We start from the raw sequence: 11,293 nt of genomic DNA, 5'->3' as shown, positions 1-11,293 counted from the left end.
GGCAGTCCCTTGCCGAACCAGGGCGTGTCGATGAAGCCCGGGCACACGGCGTTGACGCGGATCTTCGGTGCGAGAGCGCGGGCCAGCGACAGGGTCATGGTGGTGAGCGCCCCTTTCGAGGCGGCGTAGGGCACCGACGAGCCGATGCCCGTGACGCCTGCGATCGAGGCGGTATTGACGACCGCGCCCGGCTGAGGCGCGGCTTCCAAAAGCGCCCGGCAGGCGCGGACCATCTGGTAGGCGCCCACCACGTTGACCGCATAAAGATCCAGGAAGTCCTGGGCGGAAACCGCCTCGAGGTCGGCATGATTTGCGAAGCGCGTGATTCCTGCGTTGTTGAACAGGGCGTCAAGACGGCCGAAGGGCTCGGCCGCCGCGGCGATCTTGCGGCAATCTGCGTCGAGCGCGACGTCGCCCTGCGCCAGGACCGCCTTGGCGCCCTCGGCCTCCACCAGACGAGCGGTCTCCTCGGCTTCGGCGGCGTTGTGGGCATAGTTGACCACCACTGCCTTGGCGCCTTGGCGGGCCGTTTCAACGGCGATGGCGCGCCCAAGACCGGTTGAAGCCCCGGTTACAACCACCACGAAGTCTTCGAAACCGCCGGACATTGCGCCGTCTCCTCCTCCAGTTTGTGGTCCTGATTAGCGGCAAGCTGCGCGGCTGTCTCGGTTGCGGGGACGCAGCGCCAGGGCTAAAGCCGCCGAGATGGACGAAACAACGCTGACGCAGCTCGGCCGCGAGGTCCGCGGTTTCGCAAGCCCGGAGGAGGCCGTGCTGGAGCGCGTGCCCAATCCGCAGGCCGGCGTCCTCTACCTGGCGCGTTTTACGGCCCCTGAGTTCACGTCGCTCTGCCCGGTGACCGCCCAGCCGGATTTCGCGCACCTGGTGATCGACTATGCGCCCGGCGACTGGCTGATCGAGTCCAAATCCCTGAAGCTCTACTTGGCCTCGTTCCGCAATCACGGGGCGTTCCACGAGGATTGCACGGTGGCCATCGGGCGGCGCATCGTCTCGGTTGCCGAGCCCACGTGGCTGCGCATCGGCGGCTATTGGTTTCCACGCGGTGGCATCCCCATCGACGTGTTCTGGCAGAGCGGCGCGCCGCCCGAAGGCCTGTGGCTTCCCGATCAAGGCGTTGCCCCCTATCGCGGCCGGGGCTGACCCGGGGCGTTTAAGCAAATTCCGTGGCCGTCTCCGATTTGAGCGCGCCGACGACTTGCTTGATCCGCAAAGGCTGCTTTCGGCGGGTTACGCCTCATAGAAGTCGTGCGCTGACGACTGAGGTCGAGCATTTCAACTCTCAGGAAAAAGTGACCGATGTTCTGACGGCGAGGCTCTTGGTGCTTTCCAAGATGATTAATCGAGCCTATAAAGTACTGGCCCAACTCTCCTCGGGCGTGTCACCTCAGGCCGGTCGGCGCCTCGCGCCGTCCGGCCGTCGTGTATCAGGGCCCTAGCCCGCGCTGCGCCAGCGGCTGACGAGAGGGTCCAGCTCCGGGCGTTCACGTTCAAGCGGCGGCTCGCGCGGGGTGCCCATCAGCAGGAAGCCGGCGACCTTTTCCCCATCACGCAGACCAAGGATCGCGCCTGCGTCGGCGTCGTAAGCGTACCAATCAGTGATCCAGTTGGCGCCGTATCCCATGGCGAGGGCCGCATAGAGCAGGGTGGCGCAGACGGCGCCGGCGGAGAGCCGCTGCTCCCATTCCGGGATGGCGGCCGCACGCGGCGCCGAGATCACGGCTACGGCCAGCGGCGGAACCTTCAGCTTCGCGAGCTTGGCGGCCGCGGTCTGGTCGCCGCGGCCGAGGGCCAGCGCCTCCAGCTGGGCGCTGAATTCGGCCTTGGCCTCGCCGTCCAGGATCACAAACCGCCAGGGTGCGAGCTTGCCATGGTCGGGCACGCGCGTGGCCAGCCGCAGGAGGATGCCGAGCTCGCCGGCGCTGGGCGCAGGCTCCGTCAGCGTCACCGCCGAGGTCGAACGCCGGGCGGCGAGGAAGGCCAGCACCTCGGGGACCGGGGTCATGTCGACCGGGGAGCCGAATTCCGGGGCGGGTGGCGGGGCAACGGGCACGGGCGCCTCTTGACGGTTAAGACAGCCATTCAGGAAATGGCTGTAGGGTGCTCCTTTATGGGGGCGTGCGCGCCCATCGCAAGGCGAGCTCTCGACGCATGCTGCAGAAACCCGCCTGGCTCAGACCTCATGGGACGCCCTGGAAGGCCGGTGACGAGCAACTGGTCTATGAGAGCGGCTGGATCCGGGTGACCGACCAGACGGCGACGGCGCCCACGGGAAATCCCGCGCGCTACGGCCTGGTGCGGTTCAAGAACGTGGCGGTCGCGGTCCTGCCGGTTCATGAGGATGGGACGGTCGTCCTGGTCGGTCAGCACCGCTTCCCGCATGGCGACTATAGCTGGGAACTGCCTGAGGGCGGCGCGCCGCTGGACGAAGATCCCCTTGCCGGCGCGAGGCGCGAGCTGGCCGAAGAGACTGGCCTCGCGGCGGCCGAGTGGCGCCAAATCCTGAAGACGCAGCTCTCCAATTCGGTGACCGACGAGTGGATGATCGGATATCTGGCGCTGGGGCTATCGGATGTCCCGGTCGCGCATCCGGCCGACGACACCGAGGCGATCACGCTGGTTCGCGTGCCATTTCGCGAGGCGCTGGACCTGGCCATGGCCGGGTATCTTCCGGACATGCTGACAGTGGCGATGTTGCTGCGGGGCTACCATATGGCCAGCGAAGGGTCTTTGCCGGGCGCTGTCGCACGCGCCATGTTAAGGTAGGGAGGCGCCTGATGGGCCGGGAGGAACTGATGAGCCAGCAACGCCTTGAAGTCGTCGACCCGGCCATTGCGCCGCCGGTTTGGGCGGCGTTGCGCAATGAAGCGCACGCGGCCGCGCAAAGCGAAGCTGCCTTGGCGAGCCTCCTGGCGGCGGTGATCCTGAACCACAAGAGCCTTGGCGGGGCGCTCTCCTACCAGCTTGCGCGCAAGCTGGGCGACCAGGAGCTGCGGGCGATGAGCATCCGCGAGATCGCGGAGGAGGCCTATGCGAGCGACCCGGCGTTGGTGGACACCGCCGAGGCCGACCTGAAGGCGGTGTTCGAGCGCGACCCGGCCTGCAAGGGCTATGTCCAACCGTTCCTGTTCTTCAAGGGCTTCCTGGCGCTGCAGACCCAGCGCGTGGCCCACTGGCTGTGGGCCGAGGGGCGCGAAACGCTGGCCCTCTACCTGCAGAGCCGCATGAGCGAACTCTTCCAGGTGGATATCCATCCAGCGACTCAGATCGGCCGCGGCGTGTTCGTGGACCACGGCACGGGCATCGTGATCGGTGAGACCGCAGTGATCGGCGACGATGTCTCCATGCTGCAGGGCGTCACGCTGGGCGGCACCGGCGCCGAGCGCGGCGACCGTCACCCGAAGATCGGTAAGGGCGTTCTCCTGGGCGCCGGCGCCAAGGTGCTCGGCAACATCACGATCGGCGATTACGCGAAGATCGCCTCCGGCTCGGTGGTGTTGAAGCCCGTGCCGGCCGGCTGCACGGCCGCCGGCGTCCCGGCGAGGCTGGTCAACTGCCCAACTTGCGACGAGCCGGCCAAGACCATGGATCATACCCTTGCAGAAGCCGTCTACGACTACGTGATCTGAGGTTTTCGGAACCGTCGTGAACGGCTAGGTTCGCGCCGCCGCAATCAAGGAGCGTTGGCTTGGACGAGAAGATGATCCGCAAGATCGAAGGCCACCTGCGTGGCACCTTCGCCAACGCCCGCATCACCCTGACACCGCGGCCCAAGCAGAAGGACTCAGCCGAGGTCTACGTCGGCGAGGAGTTCGTCGGCGTGGTGTTCGAAGACGAGGACGGAGACGGCTCGTTCATGTTCGAGATGGCGATCCTGTCCGAAGACCTGCCCTAGCCAGGCGTCAGGTTCGGCCAGGTTCACCCAGTCCGACCAGGGAGTCCCAAGGGGCCGCCTGAACATGCATAGCTGTGAAGTCTGATCGTCGAGCCTTCAACCTAGCGGATTTGTTCGACTTTCAGGCTGCCGGCTGGCAGCGCGGGAATCACGGCGTCTGAGGACGGACCCAGCCAGTCGGCCCATTGTGGCCGCGGCAGGATCACGATCTGGCGGTTGTGGTAGGGGGCGATGTCGGGGCCGGGCTCCATGGTCAGCATGGTGAAGCGGTCCTCGCGCACCAGACCGGCGATACAAAAGAAATCGGTGTCAGCGGCCGTGAAGAGCCACTTCGACTTCGGAGCCTTTTCGCCGGTGAACTCATAGAAGCCGTCGGCCGGGATCAGGCAGCGGCCGCTTGGGAAGCGCCGGCCATCCGAACGAAAGTTGATCACCGGGCCCCGCGGTGAGGCGAACCCCCAGCGGAGCTGCCTGAGTTCGGCGCCCTCGGGCGAGCCCAAAAGGATGGGGGCCGGATCGGTAGGGCGGATCGAATCGCGCGGCTCGATGTTTGGCGCACCGCCCTCCCAATGGATCGGCAGCCTCAGCTGGCTGAATTCGTCAGCGATGCGGTCGAGGGATTGCTTGAAGCGATATTCGTTGCACATGGCCCACCAGTTAGGCCGCTCGCCGCGGCGGCGTCCATGGCCGATCCCTCGGCGCGCGATGCGCGGCCTTTGCTTGCGAGGAGGAGGGCCGACCGACGGCCCGACGGGCCAAGGGGGGCCAAAGGATCAGGCCGCGCCGCGAATGATCCGGCGTGCCTGGAAGGGCGGGATGATCGCGGTGATATGCGCCGCCCAGCGGAGCTTGGCGTCGCGGCGGGTGGGGCCTGCGATGCTTTCCAGGTCGTAGCGCCCGGCGCGGGAGCCTCGCAGCAGACGCTTGACCAACACCTCGTCGGTATCGACCTCGACGACCACCACGTGACCCAGCATGTCGGGCGTGACCGCCGTCCGCTGGTCCTCGAAATAGATCAGGGCGCCGTCGTCGGCGATGCCGCGCATGGAATGTCCGACCACGAGGAGAGCCACGGCCTTGTCCGTGCCGCCGGGCGGGATCGGAGCCAGATCCCCGGGTTCCTGCCCCTGGGCGAACAGCACGAGGCCTTCGGGATTGGCCCCGACCCGGCCGATGATCGGCACGAAGCCGGCCTGGGCGGCGGGCAGCATGGAGCCGGCGGCGTCGTAGAGCCACTCGGGCCGCACGCCGAAAGCCGCGGCGTACTCCTTGGCCCGGCGATAGGAGAAGGGCGCGTTGCCGTTCTCGTTCGAAGCATAGGTGTTGCGGTTCCAGCCAAAGGCGTCGGCCGCCGCCGCAGCGGTCTCAAATCCCTTGGCGATGCGGGATTCGCGCAGGCGCTGGCAGCGTTCATCCATCGTCAGGGCTCGGTAGACCATGCAGCAGAAAAGCTACAGACGAAATTTGAAACACATAAGTATTTTTTCTACAGTCGCGGCGTGGCGCCGTCAATGCGCGACAGGTTCGTCCTGACGAGAGCGGCGCCCCCGGTCTGCTCGTGGGGTCGTTCGCAAGCGGCCGGCCGAGTATCAAGCTCAACCTGGAGCTCAGCCCGTCGGCCCGGCGCCGAGGCGCTCTTGCGTCGCCGGTACGGCGACAAGCGGGGCCTTTGTCACGGGCTCTTCCGCAAATCGTCATCGGTGTGTTGTCGGGCTGACACGGCTCGACCGGACCTTGGCGCGCCCGGGTGCTCCAGCTGTCAGGCGCCTGGGCGACCCATTTTCAGGAGTCGACCATGTTGAAACGTATTGCCTTGGCGGGCGCCGTCGCGCTCGCCGCTTCGAGCGCGCATGCGGCCTCGATCGGGACCGTATTCGTCATCGCCCTGGAGAACCACAATTTCACCCAGCCGGCGGGCGTGCTCTCGCCGCAGCCGATCCTCGGCAACGCCGCGGCGCCCTTCATCAATAGCCTGGTGACACCGGGCAACCCGAACGCGGCCATGGTCTCCTACGCCAGCAACTACACCAATGTGCCGCCGCAAAACGGGCAGCCGATCCACCCGTCCGAGCCGAACTATGTCTGGTCAGAGGCCGGCAAGAGCGGCCCTCTCAACGACGCCCAGCCGTTTCCGAGCAACATCGTCAGCGGACCCAGCCTCAGCGCCAGCCTGCAGGCGCAGGGGACAACCTGGCGCTCGTATCAGGAGGATACCGACCTCGCCACGGTGAGCGGCAACCTCACCAACACGGTCGTGCCCCTCAGTCAGTATACGGCGCCCCTGACCAATTCCGCCGGCGTCTCCCCCACCTACACGAACGCCTATAACGGCAGCCACCAGTTCGATTACGCCGCCAAGCATAATCCGCAGGTGTTCTTCACCGCGACCAACGGCGGCAACGACGCTTCGCCCAACAATCCGGAAGCGAGGTTCTATGCGCCCCTGCAGCAGCTTACGACCGACCTCGCGAACAATACCGTCGCCCGGTACAACTGGATCACGCCGGACCAGTTCAACGACATGCATACGGCCCTGACCGGCGGGTTCACCTACAACGGGACCCATTTCACGGGGGACGCGGCGAGCATCGCGCAGGGCGACAACTTCCTGTCGCAACTTGTCCCGCAGATCGAGGCTTCCCAGGCGTTCCAGAACAACGGCGTCATCGTCATCTGGAACGATGAGACCGAAGGGGATGGCCAGAGCACAAACGGGTTCACCAGCACCGAGATCGTGATCTCTCCCCTGGCCAAGGGGAACGCCTACACGAACACCATCAGCTACACCCACTCCTCGGATCTTAGGACCTGGCAGGAGGTGTTCGGCGTTTCGGGCGGGCCCGGTGAGCCCTTCATCGGCGATGCGGCCAATGCGACCGACCTGCGCGACCTGTTCCAGGCGAACGTCATTCCGAACGGCGTGCCCGAGCCGGCGACCTGGGCGATGATGATCGTGGGCTTCGGCGGGATCGGCGCCTTGCTTCGGCGCAGGAGCGGGGCCGCGGTCCCCCAGTTCCGGGCCTGAGGCTCAAGAGATCGTCAGCGGGCGCCGGCGGATTCGAGCTGTTCCACAAGGTCGAGGCTGGCCTTGTGGAAGGACGGGCGGACATTGACGCCGTCGGCGCCGAACTCGAGGACCGCCTCGTCGGCGGGCGTGTAGGCCGGCCACGCGGGGCCGCCGGCGCTATCGGGATCGGTGGCTTTGGCGAAGGCGACCCAATAGGCGATCATGGCCTCGCTGATCTTGCGATCGGCGGGCGTGGCCGCAGCGATCGTGCGGGTTCCAAACGTCATGTCGTGGTCCGGCAAGGTATTGAATACGTACATGAGTTCTCCGCCGTGGCTCATGCCGTGGACGCTCGCGCGCTGGGCCGCGGGGATATAGGACATGTAGTAGACCCAGGCCTTCTGGCCGTTCTTCGTGTGCAGGCGGGCGAGCAGGCGGTCGGGCTCGATCACCGCAGCCTCGGTGCCTAAGTCCCACTGGACGTTCGTCAGGTCCGTAGGCGCGCCATAGGCCGCGATCAGCTTGTCGCGAAGTGGGCCGGCCCGGTCGAGCGGGGTGTTCTTCGGAAAGAGGCTCGCCTCCCAACTGTTGCCTCCGGCGATGTAGGGGACCTTGAGCTCGCGCCCTGCCGCAAAGGCGGCGGCCGGCCCCTCGGGGAGGATCACGCCGTCGAGGATCGGGGTGACCTGGCCGGCAGGGACGGAAAGCCGGGCGGGGCTGAGCGCGCGAAGAGCCTTCAACGAGTCTGGACCTGCGCCGGTAACGCCCAGGCCGGTGGCGTAGGCCAGGCCCTGTTTCTCAGCCGTATCGGGGCCGTCGCCCTTCAGCGGCAGGCCGGGAATGCGACCGAAGCCGGATTCCGATATCGCCTTGGCGAAAAGGCCCCTGGCCTGGGGGGAGGCCATCAGGTCGTTGATCAGGATGCCACCGGCGGATTCGCCAAAAACCGTGACGTTGGCCGGGTCGCCGCCGAAGGCGGCGATATTGGCCTGCACCCACTTCAAGGCGGCGAGGTTGTCCATCATGCCGTAGTTGGCGAGCGGCTCACCCGGATGCTCGGCCGCCAGCGCCGGGTGATAGAAGAAGCCCAGCCGGCCGAGGCGATAGTTGACGGTGACCAGCACCACCCCGCGCTCGGCGAAGTGGGTTCCGTCATAGATGGCGTTGGAGCCGGAACCGCCGGTGAAAGACCCGCCGTGGATCCAGACCATCACCGGCAGCTTCGCGCCGGGCTTGCGGTTGGCGGGAGTCCAGACGTTGAGTGTGAGGCAGTCCTCGGACTGGTTCGTTCCGGCCGGGGCGGCGCGCATCTGCATGCACATGGGGCCGTACGCGTTCGCCTGGCGAACGCCGGTCCAGGTCTTGGCGGGCTGCGGTGGGCGCCAGCGCAGGTCGCCGAGCGGGGGTGCGGCGAAGGGAATGCCCTTGAAGCTGGCGACCTCGCCGGCGACGGAGCCGTGGAGCTCGCCCTCAGCGACCCTGGCGGCGTCCGGGGCGACGGGGGATAGAGCGGCCGCGGAGCCGGCGAGGGCCAACGCGGCCGACGCAACGGCCAAGAAGGTACGAAGGCGCATTTTCTCTCCCCTGGATTCCGCCTTTTGGTTTGCCGCTTCAGACGCGGGAGCACGCGCTGGTGGCAAGGTTGAGCGGGGCTCGGCGACGGGTCAAGAGACGGATCGAAGGTCGGCTCTGCAGGCCTCGGCAGCCGGGCCCGCAGGGTCATTTTGGCCCGGGCCGGGTTATTGTGGGGCCGTGGCGAGGCGCAGTCTTGCCGAACGCCGCACGCAAGCGGCGGGTCCCCCTGATAGGCTCCGAAGCGTTAGCTCATGGCGGCGGGGTAGGCCGCTTCACTAAGGCTGCGGATGTAGTCACCGATGTCCTTGGGCCACGCGCTCGTCAACGCGCCGAACCGTTCCCGGTCCCCGGCGAACAGGGCGCGCGCGGCTTCCTCGTAGCCCGGCAGATCGCCGGCCAGGGTGGTCATGGCTCGATAAGTCGCTTCCTGGGCAAGGCGCGTCCGGTCCGCTCCCTCGGTCTCCCGACGCGCCTGGTCGACGAGTCGACGGAGGGCCGCCGACGCACCACCCGGCTGAGCCGCCAGCCATTCCCAATGCCGCGGCAGCAGCGTGATTTCACGAGCCGTTACGCCAAGTCTCGGTCGGCCGCGGGCGACTTTCGCAGACGAGTCCTGATCGCCGAGTGCGGCTTCAGGTGAGCGCCGCAGGTCCAGGTCCACCGTCGCACCCGTTCGGTCGTCGATAATTGTCAGCAGTTCGTTCGGATGGCGCTCGGCGCACCGCGCGATGTCGGCGGCTCCCCCCTGGGCGACCCGTGCGCCCTGCAGGAAAGCCGTCAGTCGGGCGGCCTCGGAGCGGGTCATCGGCTTGTTCAGCTTTCTTAAGAGCGCCTACCGCGAGTCACGCCTTGGCCGAAGCAGAAGGAATTCTAGTCAACCGCTGCTCCCGACGCGAGCCCGCGGGAGGTCGTGCCCGCAGGCTCGCCTTGGGCGACCTTCAACGCAGGGCTCTTTTAGGCGCTCAGAGCCTTGGCGTGTTCGTTTGGCTTGCGGTCGCCCCCTGGGGGTGGGAGCTTGGCCTTCCACATGGGGAGTCAGCTATGCGCCGTGCTTTCACGTTCCTAGCCACCGCCGCCTTTGCGCTCAGCCTCGCTGGAGCTGCGGGAGCCGAGTCCTGCAAAGACGCCAAAGGGAAATTCGTCAAATGTCCGGCGCCCGCCGCGGCCGCACCCGCCAAGGCGGCCTCCTGCAAGGACGCCAAGGGCAAGTTCACGAAATGCCCGGCTGCCGGCGCAACGCCCGCCAGCGCCCCGCCGGCCCAGACCAAGGTGGCCTCCGCGGCGCCCGCGGCGGGCGCCGCAAAGAAGTGTGTGAAGGGCAAGGCCTGCGGAAACACCTGTATCTCGGTGAAGGACACCTGCCACAAATAGCCGCCACGGATTGAGGCCCCGCACCGTCGACGCCATCGACGTCGCCGGGTGCGGGACCACCTGGCCGCTGGCTTTGTGGGCTTGGCCCTGCAAGACCCTTCGGCCTCGATGGATGACCGCGATGACTGATCGAAGCGGCCGATTGCCGACCTGCACGCATGGCGACGCCATCCACGAGGTGACGCCAAGCGCAAGGGGATGCGAGGATTGCCTTCGGATTGGTGCGGTGTGGCTTCACTTGCGGCTGTGTCGAACCTGCGGCCACGTTGGCTGTTGCGACGACTCGCCCAACCGCCATGCCACCAAGCACTTCCGCGCCAGCGGTCATCCGATCATAGAAGGCTATGATCCGCCTGAGGGCTGGGGTTACTGCTACGTAGACAATGTGATGGTGCAGCTCCCGGATCAGACGCCGCAACTGGGTCCGATCCCGCGTTACTACTGAGATCGCAGACCGTCTTCGATCCGGCAGGGCCTGGCTGACACCGCGACGCCGATCGGCCCGGCGACGGTGAGCACGCTTGGCGAGCCCCTCCGGAAGTCGGCTGTTGAAGGGGCGGCGCTAGGATCTCCGCTTCGCGGCTCGAGGCGCTGCGCCATGGTCGCCGGCCAGAACAGCCCTCAGCGCGTCCTCATCGTCGCCGACGTCAAAGCGAAGGCTCCTTTCGATCGAGTCGAACACGTCAGTGACCTTCGCGACGGCGGCTTCCTGTTCGTTGGATTGAATGTGCCGCAGAATATCCCGATGCAATTCGGCCCGAACGGGGTGATACCCATCGGCCTGATATAACGTTCTCGCGAGTAGAAAACGAGTAACCAGGCTCTCGAATTGACCGGCCAGGATCGGATTGCCGTAAATATGCGTCAAAAGAATGTAGAACTCGCCGGTCAGAATTCGCGCCAGGGCAAAATCGTTATTGTCCTCTGCCTCTGACTGCAGGGCGATGTGGCGTTCGATGCGTTCGGCATTTTCGTTTGAGAGCAAATAGCCGGGCGCAGCAAGCTGAGAGACTGCGTAGAGGCCAATGAGACGGGTGGCCTCGTTTACGTTCCGAGCCTCGTCAGGCGAGGGCGCGGCGACATAGGCGCCGTGATTTGGCGGCAGCTGGACTATGCCCTCCTGCTCCATGATGACCATGACTTTGCGGACCAGGGTGCGGCTGACGTCGAACGTCTCGCAGATTATGTCCTCGCGCAGTTTAGCGCCCGGCTTGAGTTTGCCGTCGACGATCGGGCGCCAGAGCCCGTTGTAGATCGCAGCTTCGACGCCTCTGAGTGGCGCTGTGTGATGAGCAATATTCGGAAAGTCGCGAAGGACGGGAGACAGATAACGTTCAGCCATTGAGATTTCCCGGCGCTCACGGTCCGCAGATATGATCCAGGCGACCATAGGCGCCGGTCCAGGCGCTGTATCGGCGAAACTTGGT

At 66.3% G+C, this 11,293-nt stretch carries 13 protein-coding genes and 2 pseudogenes; 8 read left to right on the top strand and 7 right to left on the bottom strand.

Annotated elements, in window-relative coordinates:
- Window positions 1–608: SDR family NAD(P)-dependent oxidoreductase (locus VGI62_RS05050; protein ID WP_331503305.1), on the bottom strand; the 608-nt coding region annotated here is incomplete at its 3' end.
- A gap of 97 nt (window positions 609–705) precedes the next feature.
- Between VGI62_RS05050 and queF the strand changes: the two genes are divergently transcribed.
- A complete protein-coding gene (gene queF / locus VGI62_RS05045; RefSeq protein WP_331503304.1) occupies window positions 706–1,161 on the top strand; it encodes a preQ(1) synthase in 456 nt (151 codons plus the stop codon).
- Between the two features lie 292 nt (window positions 1,162–1,453).
- Here queF and VGI62_RS05040 read toward each other — a convergent pair whose 3' ends face one another.
- On the bottom strand, window positions 1,454–2,071 hold the full coding sequence (locus VGI62_RS05040; RefSeq protein ID WP_331503303.1) for a nitroreductase: 618 nt from the start codon (window positions 2,069–2,071) through the stop codon (window positions 1,454–1,456).
- A 98-nt stretch (window positions 2,072–2,169) separates the two neighbouring features.
- Here VGI62_RS05040 and VGI62_RS05035 point away from each other — a divergent pair, with 98 nt between their 5' ends.
- The 3 genes from VGI62_RS05035 to VGI62_RS05025 all read left to right on the top strand — a co-directional run bounded on the left by VGI62_RS05035 (window position 2,170) and on the right by VGI62_RS05025 (window position 3,913).
- Window positions 2,170–2,784: an NUDIX hydrolase gene (locus tag VGI62_RS05035; RefSeq protein ID WP_331503302.1), complete on the top strand. Its 615-nt coding sequence runs from the start codon at window positions 2,170–2,172 to the stop codon at window positions 2,782–2,784.
- 29 nt (window positions 2,785–2,813) lie between these two features.
- The gene (cysE, locus tag VGI62_RS05030) at window positions 2,814–3,647 is read left to right on the top strand and encodes a serine O-acetyltransferase (RefSeq protein WP_331503301.1); all 834 of its coding nucleotides are present in this window, start codon (window positions 2,814–2,816) and stop codon (window positions 3,645–3,647) included.
- Between the two features lie 71 nt (window positions 3,648–3,718).
- The gene (locus VGI62_RS05025) at window positions 3,719–3,913 is read left to right on the top strand and encodes a DUF3126 family protein (protein WP_407072646.1); all 195 of its coding nucleotides are present in this window, start codon (window positions 3,719–3,721) and stop codon (window positions 3,911–3,913) included.
- Between the two features lie 101 nt (window positions 3,914–4,014).
- Here VGI62_RS05025 and VGI62_RS05020 read toward each other — a convergent pair whose 3' ends face one another.
- Both VGI62_RS05020 and VGI62_RS05015 read right to left on the bottom strand, forming a co-directional pair.
- Entirely contained in the window at window positions 4,015–4,560 is a 546-nt protein-coding gene (locus tag VGI62_RS05020) for an SOS response-associated peptidase (RefSeq protein ID WP_331503299.1), read from the bottom strand.
- A 126-nt stretch (window positions 4,561–4,686) separates the two neighbouring features.
- Window positions 4,687–5,352, bottom strand: a complete 666-nt coding sequence (locus VGI62_RS05015) for a helix-turn-helix transcriptional regulator (protein WP_331503298.1) — start codon at window positions 5,350–5,352, stop codon at window positions 4,687–4,689.
- Between the two features lie 356 nt (window positions 5,353–5,708).
- Between VGI62_RS05015 and VGI62_RS05010 the strand changes: the two are divergent.
- Window positions 5,709–6,731: pseudogene (locus VGI62_RS05010) on the top strand (alkaline phosphatase family protein); the annotation flags it as partial.
- A gap of 84 nt (window positions 6,732–6,815) precedes the next feature.
- Window positions 6,816–6,938 (top strand): annotated as a pseudogene (locus VGI62_RS22400) (PEPxxWA-CTERM sorting domain-containing protein); the annotation flags it as partial.
- Between the two features lie 14 nt (window positions 6,939–6,952).
- Here VGI62_RS22400 and VGI62_RS05005 read toward each other — a convergent pair.
- On the bottom strand, window positions 6,953–8,494 hold the full coding sequence (locus VGI62_RS05005) for a carboxylesterase/lipase family protein (protein WP_331503296.1): 1,542 nt from the start codon (window positions 8,492–8,494) through the stop codon (window positions 6,953–6,955).
- A 245-nt stretch (window positions 8,495–8,739) separates the two neighbouring features.
- On the bottom strand, window positions 8,740–9,300 hold the full coding sequence (locus VGI62_RS05000) for a DUF2239 family protein (RefSeq protein ID WP_331503295.1): 561 nt from the start codon (window positions 9,298–9,300) through the stop codon (window positions 8,740–8,742).
- A gap of 236 nt (window positions 9,301–9,536) precedes the next feature.
- Here VGI62_RS05000 and VGI62_RS04995 point away from each other — a divergent pair, with 236 nt between their 5' ends.
- Window positions 9,537–9,866, top strand: coding sequence for a hypothetical protein (locus tag VGI62_RS04995; protein WP_331503294.1), 330 nt, complete (start codon window positions 9,537–9,539; stop codon window positions 9,864–9,866).
- Window positions 9,867–9,987: 121 nt separating this feature from the next.
- Window positions 9,988–10,311 carry a UBP-type zinc finger domain-containing protein gene (locus VGI62_RS04990; RefSeq protein ID WP_331503293.1) on the top strand — a complete coding sequence of 108 codons (324 nt, stop codon included), beginning with the start codon at window positions 9,988–9,990 and terminating at the stop codon, window positions 10,309–10,311.
- Between the two features lie 117 nt (window positions 10,312–10,428).
- Here the strand turns inward: VGI62_RS04990 and VGI62_RS04985 are convergent.
- Window positions 10,429–11,293: GntR family transcriptional regulator (locus tag VGI62_RS04985; RefSeq protein WP_331503292.1), on the bottom strand; the 865-nt coding region annotated here is incomplete at its 5' end.

This window comes from Phenylobacterium sp. (assembly GCF_036495085.1).
Classification (GTDB): domain Bacteria; phylum Pseudomonadota; class Alphaproteobacteria; order Caulobacterales; family Caulobacteraceae; genus Phenylobacterium.
Note: the sequence above shows the minus strand (reverse complement) of the source record. Positions and strands in the feature narration are given on the sequence as shown.